Annotated in this window: 22 protein-coding genes, 1 pseudogene and 1 riboswitch; of the genes and pseudogenes, 17 read left to right on the forward strand and 6 right to left on the reverse strand. The window is 34.4% G+C overall.

Features of this window, described 5'->3' with window-relative positions; translation table 11 throughout:
- Window positions 1-2 precede the first annotated feature (2 nt).
- From AC0OM3_RS03490 to AC0OM3_RS03505, 4 genes are all read left to right on the forward strand, one after another.
- Window positions 3-782: a carbon-nitrogen family hydrolase gene (locus AC0OM3_RS03490; protein WP_002164162.1), complete on the forward strand. Its 780-nt coding sequence runs from the start codon at window positions 3-5 to the stop codon at window positions 780-782.
- A gap of 71 nt (window positions 783-853) precedes the next feature.
- A riboswitch (SAM riboswitch) is annotated at window positions 854-995 on the forward strand.
- A gap of 90 nt (window positions 996-1085) precedes the next feature.
- Window positions 1086-2267 (forward strand): S-methyl-5-thioribose kinase, encoded by a 1182-nt coding sequence (gene mtnK, locus AC0OM3_RS03495; protein ID WP_474211079.1) that lies wholly within the window; start codon window positions 1086-1088, stop codon window positions 2265-2267.
- Window positions 2264-3325 carry an S-methyl-5-thioribose-1-phosphate isomerase gene (gene mtnA, locus AC0OM3_RS03500; protein WP_474211080.1) on the forward strand — a complete coding sequence of 354 codons (1062 nt, stop codon included), beginning with the start codon at window positions 2264-2266 and terminating at the stop codon, window positions 3323-3325. Before mtnK ends, mtnA begins: the two co-directional genes overlap by 4 nt.
- 67 nt (window positions 3326-3392) lie before the next feature.
- Window positions 3393-3554: a YvrJ family protein gene (locus AC0OM3_RS03505; RefSeq protein ID WP_000393330.1), complete on the forward strand. Its 162-nt coding sequence runs from the start codon at window positions 3393-3395 to the stop codon at window positions 3552-3554.
- Window positions 3555-3584: 30 nt separating this feature from the next.
- Here AC0OM3_RS03505 and AC0OM3_RS03510 read toward each other — a convergent pair whose 3' ends face one another.
- Entirely contained in the window at window positions 3585-4361 is a 777-nt protein-coding gene (locus AC0OM3_RS03510) for a 3-hydroxybutyrate dehydrogenase (protein WP_000258426.1), read from the reverse strand.
- Between the two features lie 195 nt (window positions 4362-4556).
- Between AC0OM3_RS03510 and AC0OM3_RS03515 the strand changes: the two genes are divergently transcribed.
- From AC0OM3_RS03515 to AC0OM3_RS03530, 4 genes and pseudogenes are all read left to right on the forward strand, one after another.
- On the forward strand, window positions 4557-4901 hold the full coding sequence (locus AC0OM3_RS03515; RefSeq protein ID WP_061884534.1) for a PadR family transcriptional regulator: 345 nt from the start codon (window positions 4557-4559) through the stop codon (window positions 4899-4901).
- Entirely contained in the window at window positions 4888-5652 is a 765-nt protein-coding gene (locus tag AC0OM3_RS03520) for a DUF1129 domain-containing protein (protein WP_199717801.1), read from the forward strand. The genes AC0OM3_RS03515 and AC0OM3_RS03520 overlap by 14 nt, the downstream gene beginning before the upstream one ends.
- A gap of 16 nt (window positions 5653-5668) precedes the next feature.
- On the forward strand, window positions 5669-6430 hold the full coding sequence (locus tag AC0OM3_RS03525; RefSeq protein WP_000703258.1) for a DUF1129 domain-containing protein: 762 nt from the start codon (window positions 5669-5671) through the stop codon (window positions 6428-6430).
- A 12-nt stretch (window positions 6431-6442) separates the two neighbouring features.
- Window positions 6443-6586 (forward strand): annotated as a pseudogene (locus tag AC0OM3_RS03530) (DNA-binding protein); the annotation flags it as partial.
- Between the two features lie 15 nt (window positions 6587-6601).
- On the opposite strand, the gene AC0OM3_RS03535 reads toward AC0OM3_RS03530, so the two are convergent.
- Window positions 6602-7219 (reverse strand): ImmA/IrrE family metallo-endopeptidase, encoded by a 618-nt coding sequence (locus AC0OM3_RS03535; RefSeq protein WP_000371610.1) that lies wholly within the window; start codon window positions 7217-7219, stop codon window positions 6602-6604.
- A gap of 173 nt (window positions 7220-7392) precedes the next feature.
- On the opposite strand from AC0OM3_RS03535, the gene AC0OM3_RS03540 reads away from it, so the two are divergent.
- The 3 genes from AC0OM3_RS03540 (at window position 7393) to AC0OM3_RS03550 (ending at window position 9558) form a co-directional block, all read left to right on the forward strand.
- Window positions 7393-7686, forward strand: coding sequence for a DUF3928 family protein (locus tag AC0OM3_RS03540; protein WP_000288330.1), 294 nt, complete (start codon window positions 7393-7395; stop codon window positions 7684-7686).
- Window positions 7687-7793: 107 nt separating this feature from the next.
- Window positions 7794-8243 carry an NUDIX hydrolase gene (locus AC0OM3_RS03545; RefSeq protein ID WP_002164161.1) on the forward strand — a complete coding sequence of 150 codons (450 nt, stop codon included), beginning with the start codon at window positions 7794-7796 and terminating at the stop codon, window positions 8241-8243.
- Between the two features lie 139 nt (window positions 8244-8382).
- Window positions 8383-9558 (forward strand): acetyl-CoA C-acetyltransferase, encoded by a 1176-nt coding sequence (locus tag AC0OM3_RS03550; RefSeq protein ID WP_000552079.1) that lies wholly within the window; start codon window positions 8383-8385, stop codon window positions 9556-9558.
- Window positions 9559-9587: 29 nt separating this feature from the next.
- Here the strand turns inward: AC0OM3_RS03550 and AC0OM3_RS03555 are convergent, their stop codons facing one another.
- Window positions 9588-10313, reverse strand: coding sequence for an AAA family ATPase (locus tag AC0OM3_RS03555; protein WP_000568013.1), 726 nt, complete (start codon window positions 10311-10313; stop codon window positions 9588-9590).
- A 215-nt stretch (window positions 10314-10528) separates the two neighbouring features.
- On the opposite strand from AC0OM3_RS03555, the gene AC0OM3_RS03560 reads away from it, so the two are divergent.
- Complete coding sequence (locus AC0OM3_RS03560) at window positions 10529-11257, forward strand: DUF4184 family protein (protein ID WP_001116858.1); 729 nt, start codon at window positions 10529-10531, stop codon at window positions 11255-11257.
- Window positions 11258-11294: 37 nt separating this feature from the next.
- On the forward strand, window positions 11295-12056 hold the full coding sequence (locus AC0OM3_RS03565) for a hypothetical protein (RefSeq protein ID WP_000973901.1): 762 nt from the start codon (window positions 11295-11297) through the stop codon (window positions 12054-12056).
- 29 nt (window positions 12057-12085) lie between these two features.
- Here AC0OM3_RS03565 and AC0OM3_RS03570 read toward each other — a convergent pair whose 3' ends face one another.
- Window positions 12086-12517: a DUF3997 domain-containing protein gene (locus AC0OM3_RS03570; protein ID WP_000758790.1), complete on the reverse strand. Its 432-nt coding sequence runs from the start codon at window positions 12515-12517 to the stop codon at window positions 12086-12088.
- A gap of 131 nt (window positions 12518-12648) precedes the next feature.
- Between AC0OM3_RS03570 and AC0OM3_RS03575 the strand changes: the two genes are divergently transcribed.
- The 3 genes from AC0OM3_RS03575 to AC0OM3_RS03585 all read left to right on the forward strand — a co-directional run bounded on the left by AC0OM3_RS03575 (window position 12649) and on the right by AC0OM3_RS03585 (window position 13985).
- Window positions 12649-13104, forward strand: a complete 456-nt coding sequence (locus AC0OM3_RS03575; protein WP_000769083.1) for an RDD family protein — start codon at window positions 12649-12651, stop codon at window positions 13102-13104.
- 210 nt (window positions 13105-13314) lie between these two features.
- The gene (locus tag AC0OM3_RS03580) at window positions 13315-13404 is read left to right on the forward strand and encodes a hypothetical protein (protein WP_000145637.1); all 90 of its coding nucleotides are present in this window, start codon (window positions 13315-13317) and stop codon (window positions 13402-13404) included.
- A gap of 71 nt (window positions 13405-13475) precedes the next feature.
- Entirely contained in the window at window positions 13476-13985 is a 510-nt protein-coding gene (locus tag AC0OM3_RS03585; RefSeq protein ID WP_000218410.1) for an SDR family NAD(P)-dependent oxidoreductase, read from the forward strand.
- 65 nt (window positions 13986-14050) lie between these two features.
- On the opposite strand, the gene AC0OM3_RS03590 is transcribed toward AC0OM3_RS03585, so the two are convergent.
- Window positions 14051-15151: an ABC transporter ATP-binding protein gene (locus AC0OM3_RS03590; protein ID WP_474211081.1), complete on the reverse strand. Its 1101-nt coding sequence runs from the start codon at window positions 15149-15151 to the stop codon at window positions 14051-14053.
- A gap of 255 nt (window positions 15152-15406) precedes the next feature.
- Between AC0OM3_RS03590 and malL the strand changes: the two genes are divergently transcribed.
- Complete coding sequence (gene malL, locus AC0OM3_RS03595; protein ID WP_050552458.1) at window positions 15407-17083, forward strand: oligo-1,6-glucosidase; 1677 nt, start codon at window positions 15407-15409, stop codon at window positions 17081-17083.
- Window positions 17084-17128: 45 nt separating this feature from the next.
- On the opposite strand, the gene AC0OM3_RS03600 is transcribed toward malL, so the two are convergent.
- Entirely contained in the window at window positions 17129-18889 is a 1761-nt protein-coding gene (locus tag AC0OM3_RS03600) for an alpha-glycosidase (RefSeq protein ID WP_474211082.1), read from the reverse strand.
- Window positions 18890-19020: the final 131 nt, after the last annotated feature.

Genomic DNA, 19020 nt, shown 5'->3' on the forward strand with positions numbered 1-19020 from the left:
AAATGAAAGTCGCATGTATTCAAATGGATATTGTTTTTGGAGATGTAGAAAAAAATATTGAGAATGCTAAAAATAAAATAAGCGAAGCTATGAAGGAAAGGCCAGATGTTATCGTCTTACCAGAATTATGGACAACAGGATATGATTTAACAAGACTTTCTGAAATTGCAGATAGGGATGGATTGGAAACGAAAGAAAAGTTAAAAGAATGGTCGAAACAATATGGTGTACATATTGTTGGTGGTTCCATAGCGAAGCAAACGGAACAAGGTGTTACAAATACAATGTATGTTGTAAACAAGGAAGGAGAACTAGTTAATGAATATAGTAAAGTACATTTATTTCAGCTTATGGATGAACATAAATATTTAATAGCTGGTAATGGTACGGGCGAATTTAAGCTAGATGATGTTGAATGCGCTGGAACAATTTGTTATGATATTCGTTTTCCAGAGTGGATGCGTGTCCATACTGTTAAAGGGGCAAAAGTATTATTTGTTGTAGCTGAATGGCCATTAGTTCGTTTAGCACATTGGCGTTTGCTATTGCAAGCAAGAGCAGTTGAAAATCAGTGTTATGTTGTTGCTTGTAATAGAGCAGGAAAGGATCCGAATAATGTGTTTGCAGGTCATTCTTTAATTGTGGATCCTTGGGGTGAAGTTGTAGTAGAGGCGAATGAAGAGGAATCAATTTTATTTGGAGAGCTTGTATTCGAGAAAATTAAAGAAGTACGTAAAGGAATTCCAGTTTTTGCGGATCGTCGTCCAGAATTATACAAATAAAATGTTGACAAGTGATTTTTATTCTTGGTATAGTCTTCAACATAAAGTTAAAAATTCAAAAAATTATATAACTCTTATCAAGAGCAGGTGGAGGGATTTGGCCCGATGAAACCCAGCAACCGACCGTAATACCATTGTGAAATGGGGCGTTTATTACGCCAAAAGGCACGGTGCTAATTCCAGCAGAAAGTAAAACTTTCTGGCAGATAAGAGGGGAGAAGGTAAACTTCAAACCTCTTTCTTAGTGAAAAGAGGTTTTTCTGTGTTAGAAAAACCTCTGAATTTAAAAAGGGGGAGAAGACGATGGGATATTATTCATTAACAGAAATAACAGCTGTACAATATGCGAAAGATCATGGCTATTTTGAAGCGAAGGCAAATGTCGTTTGTCATGAAATTGGAGACGGAAACTTAAATTACGTGTTCAAATTAGATGATGGAGAGAAGTCTATTATAATAAAACAGGCACTGCCATATGCGAAAGTAGTTGGTGAAAGCTGGCCATTGTCTATAAAAAGAGCAACGATTGAAAGCAAGGCATTACAAATTTTTGCGCAGTATGTACCGGATTATGTTCCAGTAGTGTACAGTCATGATGAAGAGTTAGCGATAACGGTAATAGAAGACTTATCAAGACTAACAATTACAAGAAAAGGATTAATAGACGGAGAAGAATATCCGCTTTTATCCCAGCATATCGGCTGTTTTCTAGCACATGTTTTATTTTATACTTCAGATTTTGGTTTACAGTCAGAAGAGAAGAGGGTACTAGAAGGTACCTTTGTAAACCCAGACCTTTGTAAAATTACAGAGGATTTAGTGTTTACAGATCCGTTTGGACATTATGATACAAATGATTATGAGCCAAATTTACAGCTCGTGGTTGATGAACTTTGGAGTGATAAAACTTTAAAACTAAAAGTAGCACAATATAAATATAAGTTCTTAACAAGAAAAGAAACTCTTATTCATGGTGATTTACATACTGGTAGTATTTTTTCGTCACCTTCTGAAACGAAAGTGATTGATCCAGAATTTGCGACATATGGCCCATTTGGATTTGACATAGGTCAATTTATTGCAAATCTATTATTAAATGCTTTATCTAGAGAAGAAGAAAAAAGAAGTGTACTATTTTTCCATATAGAAAAGACGTGGAGTTATTTTGTAGAAACTTTTACAAAGTTATGGATTGGAGAAGGTGTAGAAGCATATACGAAAGAAAAACAATGGTTACCAATTATTTTGCAAAATATCTTTACTGATGCAGTTGGATTTGCCGGATGTGAACTAATTCGTAGAACAATTGGTTTAGCTCATGTAGCAGATTTAGATGAAATAGAAAATAAAGAAACAAGAATTCAAGCTAAGAAACAAGCGCTATCCTTAGGAAAAGAACTAATAAAATATGAATCTAAAAGTGCTGATATTCAACTGTTTCGAACATTATTTCAACAGACAGTTTCAAGGGGTGTAAAAGCATGAGTACAATCGTTACTGTTCCGAGATCTGTAAGTTGGAAAGGTGATGCAATTGCGGTATTAAATCAAACGAAATTGCCACATAGCACAGAATACAAAACATTAACGACTATTGAAGAGGTTTGGAAAAGTATCATAATGTTAGAAGTACGCGGAGCGCCTGCAATTGGAATTGTAGCTGTATTTGGCTTGGCGCTTGCAGCGAAAAAATATAATACTTTACATATCGAAGAATTTCAAAAGAAGTTTAATAGAGACTGTAACTATTTAGGGACATCACGCCCAACGGCAGTAAATTTATTTTGGGCAATTGATCGTATGAGAGAATCTATTCGAGAGATTACTACAATAAAAGAAGCACAAAAAATATTAGAAGAAGAAGCGCTTCGCATTCAGCAGGAAGATGAAGAGGTGTGTCGAAATATTGGGGAATATGCGTTAACATGTTTTAAAGATGGCGATAATATTTTAACAATCTGTAACGCTGGAAGTATCGCAACTGCCAGATATGGAACTGCATTAGCTCCCTTTTATATTGGAAAAGAGAAAGGTGTGCGTTTACATGCATATGCGTGTGAAACGAGGCCAGTTTTACAAGGTGGTCGCTTAACGACGTGGGAATTGAAGCAAGCAAATATTGATGTGACCCTTATTACAGATAATACTGCAGCTCATGCTATTCAAACGAAAGAAATAAACGCGATTATTGTGGGGGCGGATCGAATTGTCGCAAATGGAGATACAGCCAATAAAATAGGGACAATGAATTTAGCTATTTTAGCAAAGCACTTTAATATCCCATTTTACGTTGCTGCTCCACTGTCAACATTTGATGTTACGAAAGAAACTGGAGCCGAAATTATTATTGAAGAAAGAGATGAAACAGAAGTTACGAAAATCTTTGGAAAACAAGTAGCACCAATTGGAACGGATGTTTATAATCCAGCATTTGACATAACGCCGAATGAATTAATTACAGGAATTATTACTGAGAAAGGTATTATACGCGGGGACTATAAACGAGAAATTGCATCATTATTTGAAAAACAAGCTAATACATAATAGCTTGTTTTTTTATGCCTAAATGCAGTGTTTTCTCTTACTTATATAATGAAAGGAGGGGAAGAGGATGGAAGAGTGGATCAAGATGATAGGTAATGTAGGGTTTCCGATTGTTGTAACATTATATTTACTTCACCGTATTGAAAGTAAATTAGATGGGGTAATTGTTGCAATTGAGAAGCTCCCGCGGCAATTACTAAAGTACGAAGATCCTCGCGATAAAAAATAAAGTTTGCTCTTCTTGAGCAAACTTTATTTTTTATTGAGCAGTATAACCACCATCTATAACAACAGCTTGTCCCGTTATACCTTTAGCTTTTTCACTCGCTAAAAACATCGCATAATCAGCGATTTCTTGTACTTGTAATAAGCGCTTTTGTGGGACGAGTGGATAAATAACATCTTCTAAAACATTTTCAAGTGGTACATTTCGTGTAGTAGCTAAGTCTTGTAGTTGATTACGTACAAGAGGGGTATCGACATAACCAGGGCAAAGGGCATTAACAGTAATACCATGCGTAGCACCTTCTAAAGCAGCAACTTTTGTTAATCCAATTACGCCATGTTTTGCACTATTGTAGGCAGCTTTTCCAGCAAATCCGACAAGGCCGTTAATAGAAGCGACATTAATAATACGACCATATTTTTGTTGTTTCATAATCGGAAAGGCATGCTTAATTGCGATAAACGGAGCAATTTGCATAATTTGAATTAGTAGCTCGAACTTTTCAGTTGGAAAGTCTTCAATGGGTGAAACGTGTTGCATTCCTGCGTTGTTAATTAATATATCTAATGAACCGAAATGATCAACTGTTTGAGAAATTGCTGCTGTAATTTCCTCTTCAGATGTAACGTCACATTTTAAACCGATAGCTTGAAAATCTTCATTTTGTAATTGTTCAGCAGCTTCTTTTGCACGTTCTTCAAGCCGATCGGTAATCACAACTTTTGCACCTTCTTTTGCAAAAGCCTTTCCCATTTCATAACCAATACCACTCGCAGCACCAGTTAAAAAGACAACTCGATTTGTAACCATGATGAAAAACATCCCTTCATAATAAAGTTTTCATAGTGCACTATTTAGAGAGGCTACAATGAAATTCCTGCAAACATTTGGAAAAATATCGTTAGCTATCTTGTTTTGCAAAATAGTCTTTGCTATACTATTTTGTAAAGCAAGATACTTACGCTTATCTATCTTGTAAAACAAGATAGTAGGAGGATTTAAATTATGTCGACAAGTCAAATGCTGAAAGGGATTTTAGAAGGATGCTTACTTGCTATTATTTCTGAAGGCGAAATATACGGTTATGAAATGAGTGAAAAGCTAGCGAAGTATGGTTTTACAATGGCGAGTGAGGGAAGTATTTATCCGTTATTAATACGAATGCAAAAAGAAGGACTAATAACAAGCGTAATGAAGGAATCTCCATCTGGTCCAAAGAGAAAATATTATACATTAACAGAAAAAGGCGAGGAAGCACTTGATGAATTTATGGATCGCTGGGAAACGATGCAAAGTAGTGTAGAACGTCTACTTGAAGGGAAGGGGGGGGAAAATAATGCTATCAAATGAAGCACGAAAGTTTTTATTAGATATGAGATTATTTTTGACGGCAAAGAGTGTAAAAGAAAGTGATATTGAAAACTTTTTAGAAGATGCAGAGTTGCATTTAATAGAAGGTGAGAGTAAGGGGAAGAGTGTAGAAGATATTTTCGGAAGCTCACCGAAAGAATATGCAAATGAACTTGTAAAGGTAATGGAAAAGGATAGATGGGAAACGTGGAAGCAAATTGGTTTTACAGTAATGAATATCGTATCATTTTGGATTATTGCTTCTATCTTAATAGTGAATAACGGAATGTTACAGATTTCACTTATTCAGTGTATCGGTTATAGTTTTTCATTTATTTTAGTTGTTATAGGTCCTAATTTTCTACTTCGCAAAATGACCTTCGTAACAAGCTTTACAAAAACATGGTTTTCTATGTGGTCTCTAGTTATGATTACTCCAATGTTTTTATTAGGAGCTGTTACGATATTAGATGTGATATATCCAACAAAAATGCTCACATTCACCGAAGTGCAAAGTTATATAGTGGCTGGTGGGATTTTTATCATCACAGTAGCTATAAATATATATTTTGAAGGATGGTTTAAAAATTTATATTTAATCATTCCACTTTCAATTATGTTAGTGTTTAAAACATTTACATCGGAAGATCTCGTGCCAATGTTATTTCAAATTATATGTTTATATGGAAGTTTATTTATTTTAACTTTCGTTGAAATTATGATGAAGACGAATAGAAGAGAAGCGGTTTAATAAGGGAGGGATTATTATGAAGATTTCTAAAGAAGGGGAAAAGTTTTTAATCGATACGAAAGTGTATTTAATAACAAAAGGAATTAAAGAAGAAGATGTGGACGCCTTTCTAGAAGATGCAGAGCTTCATTTAATAGAAGGTGAGAAAGAGGGAAAGACGGTAAGTGATATATTTGGTGATTCACCAAAAGAGTATGCGGAAGAATTAGCGAAAGAGATGGAGAAGGATAAAAGCGGGAGTATAAAAAGTATCTTAGGAATGATAATTGGGATAGGTGGATATTGGTTACTTACAAATATTTTATTTGGAAATCCGAATCAACAATTTACATTAACAAATGTACAGTTAATTGGTTATCCAATCGTTTTAATTATTACGATTATTGGAACGATTGTTGCGTTTAGAATTTCTTCTTTTAAAAGTAAATTAGTAGAGTTTGGAATTATTTATGTAATAGTGATGATACCTATTTTATTATTGGTGTTATTAATGTTTATGAATAAATGGTATGGGACGCCAATTTTACAATTGTCGACAATGCAGACATATATATTAGCAGTAACTATATTTTTATTACTTCTTATTGGTGAAGTATATGTTCTTGGTTGGATAGGTGTTGTGGTACTAATTGTTCCTCTTGCAATTATGTTCTTATTTAAAGACTTAGAAGAAAGAAATGTATTTTGGGGAATTGCAAAGATCTTACTTATGTATGGAAGTATATATGGATTAATGAGATGGTCTTTAAAAATTGAAGAAAGAAAAAGTGTGAACTAGAAGTTCAATAAAAAGCGGCTGCTCTGGATATATCAAAAATTATTTCCAAAGAAATATTATATAGGGATTTTTAGAGGGATTACATTTATATTTAGTTGTCTATTTTTATTTCTAGCAGCCGGGATTTGGTTTTTTGATCGGAATAAATTGTTTTAAACAGTAACATGAGGGTTACTGTTTTTTTCTTTGTAATAAAGAGCTTTGTAAAGAGAGGGCTTTTTGTTCTGCAGTTAATAAGGAATGAATATGAACGTTTTCTGGACGAGGGACTATCGGATACATAAGATTTGTTGGAGAAGGATGGTGCTCCGAGCCGGTTGGAGAATGAGGATCTGCATGAGTAAGTTTTCCATGAACACGTCTTGTAAATAAAATATGACCGATTTCGTGAGCGAGCGTATATATATTTTTCATAGGGGCAGCCGAATTTGTTAAAACAATATAGCCGGTAAGTTGCTGTTGTTTTGCTAAAGAGTAAGCGCAGGCAATTACTGCTGTTTCTTTGAAATAATCACTGCCAATATAACAAATATAAAGGTCGCATTCAGGAGCTTCATTTACACATGTTTGGAAAAAGGATGCCAACTTTTCTTGACTTTGAATGGAATTTCTATAACTGATTTCACGGTCAAAAAAACGGAAAAGTTCATTTAATACAATTACTTCTTGAATTTGAAATGTAATGGGGTGCCAAATTGATTCTGCAACAGCTAAATCTTTTGCGATGCGGTCATCAGAAATATCGGCGCCGGGAGTAATGCAAATACATATATTGACGTATGGATCCATAAGGAACACCTCAAATGAAAAAGTTCTTCCTATAATATATGTGGGAAAAAGATGTCATGTATGGATAAACGCCTTCTTTATTGAATATATAGATGACAAGTCGAAAAAATTTCATAGTTCTATAACATGGTGTGGTCGTCTTTTTGATATAGTAAAGGAAAGGGGGAGAATATATGTATACATTAAAAATCGTTTCAGACAGAGAAGCACTTTATCAATTTGCGAGTTATGTAAGAGTTGTACAAGGGGTTGAAGATGTATATGTAGAGGTAGGAGAACCTTTATATGAACATCCTTTAATGAAGTTTTATGTACATATTAAGCTGAAAGAAACATATGAGCAGCATAAAGCGTTACAGGAAATAGCAAGATTAGTAGAATTGGGGCGTTTTACATATGTCCATTATCGTAATGATGAAATTGAGGAAGCTTTTGAAGCTGTAAAATATGAAAGTTTTAAGAAATAAAGGTGAAAAAAAGGAGGCGAAAGCTTCTTTTTTTCTTTAAAATTACATGAACAAAAAGAGAAAAATTTTGTTATGATAAGGGAGGTTAGGGAAAGGGGGATTTACATATGGGGTATATTGAAGAGTTACGCAAAGTCGTTGGTACAAGGCCGCTTATTCTCGTAGGATCAGCAATCATTATATTAAATGATAATCAAGAAGTATTGCTTCAATATCGTTCAGATACATATAATTGGGGTGTACCTGGTGGGGCGATGGAACTGGGCGAAACGACAGAAGAAACTGCACGTAGAGAGTTATTTGAGGAAACGGGGTTAACTGCAAAAATAATGCAATTTCTTGGTGTTCTATCAGGAAAAGAAGTATATTTCCGTTATCCGAATGGCGATGAAATTTTCAATGTCATTCATCTGTATCAGGCACATCATGTGAGTGGGGAATTAAAGCTCGATCATGAAGGGTTGAAACTCCGATATTTTCCAGTAGATAAGTTGCCAAAATTGAATGAAACGACAGAGAAAATTTTACAAAAGTTTTTATATGCACTGACAGAATAGAAGGTTAATTCCTTCTATTTTTATTATATGAAATATTTTGATTTTTTAGTATGTTTATAGTATGATAGTTATAGATATACATCTTATGGAAGTTCACCTAAAAACTTACTAGGGTACATAAGAGAGGGGCAAGTACAAAATGCATAATGTTGTTATTACAGCTGCAGTTCGTTCGCCAATTGGAACTTTTGGAGGAGCGCTAAAAAATGTAACGCCAGTAGAATTAGCTGTTCCTGTACTTCAGGAAGCTGTAAAACGAGGCGGGGTAGAACCACATGAAGTTGATGAAGTAATTTTAGGTCATTGTATTCAAAGAACTGATGAAGCAAATACGGCGAGAACAGCTGCATTAGCGGCAGGATTTCCTGACACAGTTACGGGATATACAATCCAACGTCAATGTTCTTCAGGTATGCAAGCAATTATGTCAGCTGCAATGCAAATCCAATTAGGTGTAAGTGATGTTGTTGTTGCAGGTGGAGTAGAAGCGATGAGTTCGAGCCCTTATGCATTGAAACAGCACCGCTGGGGACAACGTCTACAGCACGGAGAAATTCGTGACACGGTGTGGGAAGTGTTAGAAGATCCGATTCACCATATTATGATGGGTGAAACAGCGGAAAATTTAGTTGAACAATATGAAATTACAAGAGAGGAACAAGATGAAGTTGCTCTTCGCAGTCATACATTGGCACTGAAGGCAATCGAGTCTGGATATTTTGACGATCAAATTGTTCCTATTACAATAAAAGAACGTAGAAAAGAAGTAGTATTTTCGCAGGATGAGCATCCACGTGCAGATATTACAGCGGAAAAATTAGCAGGGTTAAAACCAGCATTCCGTAAAGATGGATCTGTAACTGCAGGTAATGCATCTGGCCTGAATGACGGAAGTGCAGTTCTAGTATTAATGAGCGAAGAAAAAGCGAAAGAAAAAGGCTTACAACCGTTAGCTAGAATTGTTGGATATTCAGTAGCTGGAGTAGACCCGAAAATTATGGGTATTGGACCAGCACCAGCAATCCGAAAAGGATTAGAGAAAGTAGATTGGTCATTAGAAGATGCAGATTTACTTGAAATTAATGAAGCTTTCGCGGCTCAATATTTAGCTGTAGAGAAAGAGTTAGGCTTAGACCGTGAAAAAGTGAACGTAAACGGTAGTGGCGTAGGACTTGGGCATCCAATTGGTTGTACAGGGGCTCGTATTACAGTAAGTTTAATTCACGAATTAAAAAGACGTGGTTTAGAAAAAGGAATTGCCTCTTTATGCGTTGGTGGCGGTATTGGGGTTGCCTTATTTATAGAAGCACTATAAAAAAGAAGCAGCTATTGCTGCTTCTTTTTTTACGACTTAAATAGATGATGGAATAATCGATCGCGATTTTCAAAGAAAAGTTTCGTCGTTTGGTAATGCTCAGTTTCTTCTAATGTGGATTCGTGAATTCCCTCTTGTGTTAAAGAGTATATAGTAGATTCAGGGTAAGCCATTAAAATAGGAGAATGCGTCGCAATAACAAATTGTGAACCTTGTTCCGCTAGCTCATGCATTCGAATGAGCATGGAAAGTTGTCTCATCGGTGATAAAGCTGCCTCAGGCTCATCTAAAATGTATAAACCTTGTCCTGAAAAACGGTTCATAAATAAGGAAAAGAATGATTCACCGTGAGATTGTTCGTGTAGTGAAACGCCGCCGTAAGATTTTATAGCATCTATTTCATCAATATAAGAAGCAACGTTATAAAATGATTCAGCGCGAAGAAAGAAACCGTCGTTTGGTGTATTGAAACTTTTGGAAATTCGAAGGTATTCATGTAAAGATGAATGTGAATCGTTTGTGCTAAAGCGGAAATTCTTCGTTCCACCTTCTGCATTAAAACCTAACGCAATTGCAATTCCTTCAAGTAATGTTGATTTACCTGTTCCGTTTTCTCCAATAATGAATGTTACATTTGGATGGAAAGCTAGTGACTGTAATGTTCGAATAGCGGGTAAACAGTAAGGATATACGGAAAAACTAGGGATATTTTCTTTTTTTAATGTGACATTTTGTAAAAAGGGTACGTCAATCAATATATAAACCTCAATTCATAACGGATTTTGAATTTAAAAAGGCAGCAAATAAAAGTGTTAATGACACCTGAATCCCTTCTTGTTTTTTGAATATTTTATGTGGATTATATCATTTAAACTATCATATTCCAATGTGAAAATAAATATTGCATGAAGATCCATTCTCTCGTTATGATATATGGTATTCTATTGAAAATGTGAGAAGGAGTTAAAGTATGCCGTTTACATTTGCACATCCAGCAGCAGTTCTTCCTTTTGCGAAAAAGCATTCTAAACATATTTCAGTAACGGCTCTTATATTAGGTAGTATGGCGCCTGACTTTGAATATTTTTTACACTTTAGACCCTATGGTGTTATTGGCCATACATGGCTTGGGTTCTTATATTTAAATTTACCGCTTGTATTTCTACTCGCATACATATATCATTACATTTTAAAAAAGCCGTTTATAACGCATTTGCCTAAACCGTTTGCTGGTTATTATTCATATGCAATAGATGAGAGGTGGGGGCTACATACCTGGAAAGAATTCTTTGTATTTTGCTATTCTGCATTATTCGGTATGCTCACGCATGTCGTTTGGGATGCATTTACTCATAATACAGGCTATTTCGTTATGAAAATACCATTGTTACAAATTGAATTACGCAGTATTCCATTGTATAAATATATGCAACATGGGAGTACATGTGTTGGCTTATTATTGCTATTATACGTACTATGGAAGTATAAAGATGAAACAGGGAAAGATATGATTGTAGCTTTAGAAAAAAGAAAGTATTGGGTTTCTATAATCATTGTGACAGCTTTTATATTTATCGTGCATGCGTTCTTAGATCCTTATTTTCATATTTTCCAAATTGGAGGTATAATAGTATCTGGACTGACAAGTTCATTTTGTGGAATTGTCATTGTTTCTATAGTTTACAAAGCAAGGGACTAATTTTATATTCATGAATGATAGCGTTAGGAGAAATGAAATGATGAAAGCATGGAAAAGTATTTTTGTTTTATGTAGTTTTCTTCTTATGTTAAGTGGTTGCTTCCATCAAGAAGAAAAGAAAGCTGAACCGAAGAAGAAAGAATCTATTCCTGAAACGAAAGAATATGGTGGGCGTGAGCTGAAAAAAGTAGGACAAAAAGTGAAAGAAACAGGATGGGGTACTTTCAAGTTAGAGCAGATGCATTCTGTGAATCAAACATTTGAAGTAGCGCCAATGAAAATTTACGTACAAGATGTGAAAGTAATCTCTTTATCACAAATGAGTGAAAAGGCAAAAAATACATTGAAAGTATACACGGCACTAACTCCTGAAGAAGTAAAACGTAGATTAGGGGATAAAGTAAGCCAAGAAGATGCAGAATTATATGCATCGCTAAGTGGAACAGAAATTAGTAATACAATTCGTTACGTTGAGATTACATATAAAGTGGAGAATAGCGGAAATAAAAATATGCAATTTTTCTCTATGAATGATGTTATGATTAATGGTAAGCAACATTTTAAAGTAGCCACTCAAAACTTTTTATATGACGAAGATACGTTAGTTGGTACAAAAAATGTATCAAGAGAAGACTATAAGCCTGGTGAAACAAGAGATGGTATTATTGGTTTAATACTTGACGATGGAAAAGACAAGGTAAAGGATATTCAGTTTACAACTGATGATTTACTTGCAGGAGATTCAGAAACACAAGATGTTGTAAAAGAGCCACAAACGTTTAACATCTCACTAAAATAATGTAAGACAAAACAGTCAGCATTCAAATATTATGCTGACTGTTTTTTTATTTCTTTTATGTATAAATCTACATTTTGAAAAGGCACCTTAATTTTAAACGCATCTTTTTGTTCATTAAATTGCTTTTCATTGTAGGGACCGAAACGTTTATTGTGCTTTACGTCAATAATCCAATAATGTTCACTTTTTCTATTTGCAATTGCTGCGTCAGGGTTATTTGGATCTGATTTTTCCTCAGTTTGTTTTGCAATAATGTATTTATCATCCCAAGCAATGTCTGTAATTTTTGCAGGGATGTATTGTGTGGCATATACAGCATCTTGCGAGGGGAAAAGTTCAAATGCATTTCCAGAAGTACGTATGAGTTCGTATTCATCGTTAACCGTATAAGTTAAGTGACTTGTGTTTCCTGCACAACCAGTTAATAGGAAGGCGACGAATAGGATTATCCATTTTTTCAATATGGGAACCTCCTTTATAATGCTATTGTAACAAATTGTACAAGAAAAGTAAGAGAAACGCTAGTTTACAATGTTTTTTAGAAGTGGTACGATGAGACGGGTAAAGAAGGAAATGAAGGAGTCGACATAAAATGAAGTTAAAGATGCATCGTCCAGCGCTTGTAATGAATCGCATAGGTGCTTCCCTAATTGACATGTTTTTAATCTCGGTTATGTATGGTGCAGTAGTAGCTATTATGACCGGAAACTATAGTGCTATGTTTAAGCGCTTTAATATAAGCTTAGGTGATTTTAGATATGATTTCGCAGTAGTTTTCATATTAATGGCGATATATTTTATTGTATTACCCTTTCTTTGGAACGGTGTAACTCTTGGTAAAAAGGTAACGAGAATAAAATTAATTTCATTGAAGAGTGAAAAGCTAACGTTGCAAACATTAATTATAAGATTTTTTGTAGTGTTATTACCGAACGTATTGCTATTAGGAATTCCATTAATATGTAATGTATATATGATGTTGTTCCGCAAAGATAATTGTGGTTTTCAGGATTTAATGACAAAAACGAAAGTAATAAGTCTTGTATAATGAAAAAAGACCTTTTTATATATAAAAGGGTCTTTTTGATTTTATAAGTATATTGGGAATGTTTACAGTAAGGAAAAGCTAAAATGTGTCATTTCCATTTATAATCGATTGAAAATTAAGAAAATGGTATAATGATTAAAAATAATATCTTTATTAAGCTATATTGGAGCTGAGTAAAATTTCACTTTATATAATAAGGGGGAAGTTAAAATGACAGGAGGAAGCATAATTTTTTGGGGTATTCTCATTTTTATCGGTCTAGTTTTTGATCAGCGTAATAGTAAGAAAAAAGAAGGATAAAAAGTAAGCGTTCACAAATAAAATAGCGATTTTTCTTGCTTGCAGATTATTCTTATAAAGGAGTATACTGAATGACGGTAAGACTTATAGAAGGGGTAATGAAAATGAAGCTTGCAGGAAAAGTTGCTATCGTAACTGGCGGTGGCATCGGTATTGGACGTAATACAGCTCTTTTGTTGGCTAAACAAGGCGCAAAAGTTATTGTGACGGACATTGATCAAGAGAGTGGACAAGCAACAGTGGAGGAAATTATGAATCTAGGCGGAGAAGCACTTTTTGTATCCTATGATATGGGAAAGCAAGGAGATTGGCAACGCGTTATTAGCATTACTTTGAATGCATTCAGTCGCATTGATATGCTTTTTCAAAATGCTGGTTTATATAAAATAGATTCTATTTTTTCTCGCCAACAAGAGAACGATTCCAATGTACTTTGTATTAATGACGTTTGGATAGAGATAAAACAATTAACGTCATCTTTTATGAAACAGCAAGAAGAAGTGGTGCTTAGTGATTTACCGATTTTCGGTATTATTAGCACGAAAGGACAATCATTTCATACAGTAGAAGCCCTAGTATAATAATGAAAACCGCCCTCAATATATGTGGACGGTTTTTTTGTATGTGTATAGTAAAGATAAATTTTTTAGCGAATACGTTGTTCAGTTTGGTTATCAAAGAAATGCGCTTTATTCATATCAAATGCTAATTTAATTTGGTCACCAGGTGAAAACGTATGTCTTGCATCTACACGTGCTGCAAAATCTTGATTTCCAAGTTTCATATATAAAATGGATTCAGCACCTAATAATTCAGCGACTTCAATTTTTGTTGTGAAGGCAGTAGATTGCGAAGCTTCTAAAAATAGTAGTTCATCATGAATGTCCTCTGGGCGAATACCTAAAACAATTTCCTTATTTACATAGCCTTGTTCACGTAGCATCTTCATTTTTCCTTCAGATACTTTAATTTTTATAGTATTATCTATAACGAAATCGGTTTCAGTCAATTTACCACGGAAGAAATTCATCGCTGGTGAGCCGATAAATCCACCCACGAAAATGTTTTCTGGTGTTTCGTATACTTCTTTTGGAGTTCCAATTTGTTGGATTTTTCCATCCTTCATAACGACAAGACGCGAAGCCATAGTCATTGCTTCTGTTTGGTCATGTGTTACATAAATTGTTGTTGTTCCCAGGCGATGATGTAGCTTAGAAATTTCTGAGCGCATTGCAACACGGAGTTTAGCATCTAAGTTTGATAATGGTTCATCCATTAAGAAAACTTTTGCATCTCGAACGATTGCTCTACCTAACGCAACACGTTGGCGCTGTCCACCTGATAATGCTTTCGGTTTTCTATCTAAATATTGTTCAAGTCCTAAAATTTTTGCTGCATCTTTCACACGACGATCGATTTCATCTTTTGGTATTTTTCGAAGTTTTAATCCAAATGCCATATTATCATATACACTCATATGTGGATAAAGAGCGTAGTTTTGGAATACCATTGCGATATCTCGATCTTTTGGAGGAACATCATTCATTAGTTTACCATTAATTGAAAACTCGCCTTTTGAAATATCTTCAAGTCCAGCTACCATTCGTAATGTTGTAGATTTTCCGCATCCAGAAGGACCGACAAATACGATAAATTCTTTATCTTGAATGTGTAAATTAAAATCAGTTACAGCTGTTACGTTATTATCATATATCTTATAAATGTTTTCTAATTTAAGTTCTGCCATGGTATTTCCCCCTAGAAATAATTATGCAAACGTTTTCTTTGAATTCATTATAAACGAATAGATTCAAAAAATAAATAAAAAAATAAAACGTTTTCATTTATTGGAGAGTTATTAGTAATTTTCATATGTTTTCTTAGAAAAAGAACAATAAAAATTGTAAGCGCTATTTTAAATTGAGATAGAATCTGTTATCATTCATTAATGAAAACGTTTGCGCCTTGAAAAAGAGAAAAATGAATGAAATGGGGTAGCATAATGGAAAAACAATGGTGGAAAGAAAGCGTAGTATATCAAATTTATCCTCGTAGCTTTATGGATAGTAACGGTGATGGTATAGGAGATCTTCAAGGGATTATTTCAAAGCTAGATTACTTAAAAGAATTAGGGATTGATGTGATTTGGTTATCACCAGTCTATGAATCTCCAAATGATGATAATGGTTATGATATAAGCGATTATTGTAAAATTATGAACGAGTTCGGAACAATGGAAGATTGGGATGAGCTATTACATGAAATGCATGAACGCAATATGAAACTGATGATGGATTTAGTTGTTAATCATACATCTGATGAACATAATTGGTTTATTGAATCACGTAAATCAAAAGATAATAAATATAGAGATTACTATATATGGCGTCCTGGAAAAGAAGGGAAAGAACCGAACAACTGGGGAGCTGCTTTTAGTGGATCTGCATGGCAGTATGATGAAATGACGGATGAATATTATTTACATCTGTTTTCTAAAAAACAGCCAGATTTAAACTGGGATAATGAAAAGGTAAGACAAGATGTTTATGAGATGATGAAGTTTTGGTTAGAAAAAGGAATTGATGGATTCCGCATGGATGTTATCAATTTTATATCTAAAGAAGAAGGGCTACCAGCTGTTGAAACAGATGAAGATGGTTATGTTTCAGGTCATAAACATTTTATGAACGGTCCAAACATTCATAAATATTTACATGAAATGCATGAAGAAGTATTATCGCATTATGATATTATGACGGTTGGTGAGATGCCAGGTGTAACGACAGAAGAAGCCCAACTGTATACTGGAGAAGAACGAAAAGAGTTGCAAATGGTATTCCAATTTGAACATATGGATTTAGATTCAGGAGAAGGTGGAAAGTGGGATGTAAAACCATGCTCACTTCTTACTTTAAAAGAGAATTTAACAAAGTGGCAAAAAGCATTAGAGCATACAGGATGGAATAGCCTTTATTGGAATAATCATGATCAGCCTCGCGTTGTATCTCGTTTTGGTAATGATGGAATGTATCGCATTGAATCAGCAAAAATGTTAGCGACAGTTCTTCATATGATGAAAGGAACGCCATATATTTATCAAGGAGAAGAAATCGGAATGACGAACGTCCGATTTGAGTCGATTAATGAATATCGAGATATTGAAACGTTAAATATGTATAAAGAAAAAGTGATAGACCATGGTGAAGATATAGAAAAAGTAATGGAATCTATTTATATAAAGGGCCGTGATAATGCTAGAACTCCGATGCAGTGGAATGATCAGAATCACGCTGGATTTACAAAAGGTGAACCTTGGATTACTGTAAATCCTAACTATAAAGAGATTAATGTGAAACAAGCAATTCAAGATGAAGGTTCAATTTTTTATTACTATAAGAAATTAATTGAACTACGCAAAAATAATGAAATAGTTGTATATGGATCATATGATTTAATATTAGATAATGACCCTTCTATTTTTGCTTATGTAAGAACATATAGAGATGAAAAACTACTTGTCATTGCAAACTTTACTGCGGATGAAAGTGTATTTGAAATGCCTAAGGATATTGGTTATAGTGAATCAGAGTTATTTATACACAATTACGATGTAGAAATCGGATCGATAGATAACATTTCATTACGTCCGTATGAAGCGATAGTATTCAAATTGAAATAAGAAAAAGCCTTATGCCACTTCAAACTTGGCATAAGGCTTTTTGGATTACCATTTTAATATGGAGAATCCATATGGAGGAAGTGTAACTTGTAATACACTTGCTTCCGCTGAAAATTCTTCGTTTGTATAAATATTAATTATTTTCTTACCAGTAACATGAAGAGGGAGTGAAACTGTAACTTCACTATTAGTAGGGTTTAAAACGAAAAAGATAGTTTCATCCTCATATGTTTTCGTATAAGAAATATAATTATGTTCATCATTTGTTTCGATGAATTGAAAAGTACCATGTCCTCCAAATGCTTTATGTTCTTTACGTAATAAAATCAATGTTTGTATATGGGTAAATAATGCATGATCTTGTTCTTTAGTATCCCAAATCATACATTTACGGCAATCAGGGTCCATGCCGCCATCCATACCAATTTCATCCCCGTAATAAATACAAGGAGAGCCGATGAAAGAAAGATGGAATACATAGAGCAATTTCAACTTATTTTTATCTCCGTTGCATGTTGTTAAAATTCTTGGAGTATCATGGCTGTCTAATAAATGAAATGCTGCTTCATTTACATTCATAGAGTAGGAATGTAGAGATTCTGTAATTTGCTTCGTGAATTCACTTGCTTTAATGGAATCGTTAGCAAAGTAAGAAAGTAGAGCGTTTGTAACAGGATAACTCATGACAGCATCAAATTGATCGCCTTGTAGCCACGGAAGGGCATCGTGCCAAATTTCTCCCAAAATATATACTTCAGGATTTAGTGTCTTTATTTCAGTTCGGAATTCTCTCCAAAAGTTGTGATCGACTTCATTGGCGACATCAAGGCGCCAGCCATCTATATTGAATTCGCGTACCCAATAACGTCCTACTTCAAGTAAGTATTCTTTTACATCTGGATGAGCTGTATTTAATTTAGGCATATACGGTGTAAAGGAGAAAGTATCATAATTTGGAAGTGGTTCGGTTATAATCGGGAATTCATGAATGTGGAACCACTCTTTATATGCGGACTTCTCACCATTCTCTAGTACGTCTTGAAATTTCTCGAAAAAGTATCCACTATGATTAAACACAGCATCGAGCATTACTTTTATACCGTGCTTATGACATTCTTCAACGAGCTCTTTAAAAGTTTCTTTCGTCCCAAATTGTGGGTCAATTTCCATATAGTCAATTGTGTCATATTTATGGTTTGAATGAGCTTTGAAAATAGGTGTGAAATATATTCCGGAAATGCCAAGGTTAACAAGGTAATTAAGGTTTTGAATAACACCAGCAAAATCTCCGCCGAAAAAATTAGTTGTAGTTGGATTCGCACTTCCCCAAGGAAGGGTGTTTTCTGGATTCAGCGTACTATCGCCATTAGCGAATCGTTCAGGAAAAATCTGATACCAAATGGTGTCTTTAATCCAAGATGGTGCTTTGAATACATCATCTGCATGAATAAATGGAAAACAGAAAAAGTTACCAACATCATCATTTGGAATGCTAGAAAAAAATCCTCGCTCTGCATAAATAAGAGTGTCTGTTTCAGATTTTAATTCAAATCCATAACGTAAGCGCTTAAATTTCGGTTCGATTGCAATGGACCAATAATCAAATAATGCAGTAGAACCCGTTTTTTTCATGGGTGTACTTGATGATATCCATTTCCCGTCTTTCCATTCGTAAGGATCACCGTAAATAAGATCGGCGCATTGAACATCATCTCTCTTAGTACGTACTCGGATGTGAATTGTTTGTTCATCATAAGCGTATGCATAATTATCTTTCGGCCTATGATAAATGGCTTCTTTAAACATATAGAAAATCCCCCTTCAATATCTCTATACATAGTATTCCCTTAAGTGTAATAATAAAGCCTATATTGCAAACGATTGCCTTTCTCATAGCTTTAATATTGCTTATAAGAGTAGTATTCATTTCATATAAA

The sequence above is a fragment of the Bacillus sp. FAU20 genome, assembly GCF_056033865.1.

What these genes read in the sequence shown, in the direction of transcription:
- AC0OM3_RS03600 (WP_474211082.1), bottom strand. Translation starts at nt 18,889, where the DNA reads ATGTTTAAAGAAGCCATTTATCATAGGCCGAAAGATAATTATGCATAC.
- AC0OM3_RS03545 (WP_002164161.1), top strand. Translation starts at nt 7,794, where the DNA reads ATGGGGTATATTGAAGAGTTACGCAAAGTCGTTGGTACAAGGCCGCTT.
- AC0OM3_RS03540 (WP_000288330.1), top strand. Translation starts at nt 7,393, where the DNA reads ATGTATACATTAAAAATCGTTTCAGACAGAGAAGCACTTTATCAATTT.
- malL (WP_050552458.1), top strand. Translation starts at nt 15,407, where the DNA reads ATGGAAAAACAATGGTGGAAAGAAAGCGTAGTATATCAAATTTATCCT.
- mtnK (WP_474211079.1), top strand. Translation starts at nt 1,086, where the DNA reads ATGGGATATTATTCATTAACAGAAATAACAGCTGTACAATATGCGAAA.
- AC0OM3_RS03565 (WP_000973901.1), top strand. Translation starts at nt 11,295, where the DNA reads ATGATGAAAGCATGGAAAAGTATTTTTGTTTTATGTAGTTTTCTTCTT.
- AC0OM3_RS03490 (WP_002164162.1), top strand. Translation starts at nt 3, where the DNA reads ATGAAAGTCGCATGTATTCAAATGGATATTGTTTTTGGAGATGTAGAA.
- AC0OM3_RS03575 (WP_000769083.1), top strand. Translation starts at nt 12,649, where the DNA reads ATGAAGTTAAAGATGCATCGTCCAGCGCTTGTAATGAATCGCATAGGT.
- AC0OM3_RS03585 (WP_000218410.1), top strand. Translation starts at nt 13,476, where the DNA reads ATGACGGTAAGACTTATAGAAGGGGTAATGAAAATGAAGCTTGCAGGA.
- mtnA (WP_474211080.1), top strand. Translation starts at nt 2,264, where the DNA reads ATGAGTACAATCGTTACTGTTCCGAGATCTGTAAGTTGGAAAGGTGAT.
- AC0OM3_RS03535 (WP_000371610.1), bottom strand. Translation starts at nt 7,219, where the DNA reads ATGGATCCATACGTCAATATATGTATTTGCATTACTCCCGGCGCCGAT.
- AC0OM3_RS03510 (WP_000258426.1), bottom strand. Translation starts at nt 4,361, where the DNA reads ATGGTTACAAATCGAGTTGTCTTTTTAACTGGTGCTGCGAGTGGTATT.
- AC0OM3_RS03515 (WP_061884534.1), top strand. Translation starts at nt 4,557, where the DNA reads ATGTCGACAAGTCAAATGCTGAAAGGGATTTTAGAAGGATGCTTACTT.
- AC0OM3_RS03580 (WP_000145637.1), top strand. Translation starts at nt 13,315, where the DNA reads ATGACAGGAGGAAGCATAATTTTTTGGGGTATTCTCATTTTTATCGGT.
- AC0OM3_RS03550 (WP_000552079.1), top strand. Translation starts at nt 8,383, where the DNA reads ATGCATAATGTTGTTATTACAGCTGCAGTTCGTTCGCCAATTGGAACT.
- AC0OM3_RS03505 (WP_000393330.1), top strand. Translation starts at nt 3,393, where the DNA reads ATGGAAGAGTGGATCAAGATGATAGGTAATGTAGGGTTTCCGATTGTT.
- AC0OM3_RS03560 (WP_001116858.1), top strand. Translation starts at nt 10,529, where the DNA reads ATGCCGTTTACATTTGCACATCCAGCAGCAGTTCTTCCTTTTGCGAAA.
- AC0OM3_RS03525 (WP_000703258.1), top strand. Translation starts at nt 5,669, where the DNA reads ATGAAGATTTCTAAAGAAGGGGAAAAGTTTTTAATCGATACGAAAGTG.
- AC0OM3_RS03520 (WP_199717801.1), top strand. Translation starts at nt 4,888, where the DNA reads ATGCTATCAAATGAAGCACGAAAGTTTTTATTAGATATGAGATTATTT.
- AC0OM3_RS03590 (WP_474211081.1), bottom strand. Translation starts at nt 15,151, where the DNA reads ATGGCAGAACTTAAATTAGAAAACATTTATAAGATATATGATAATAAC.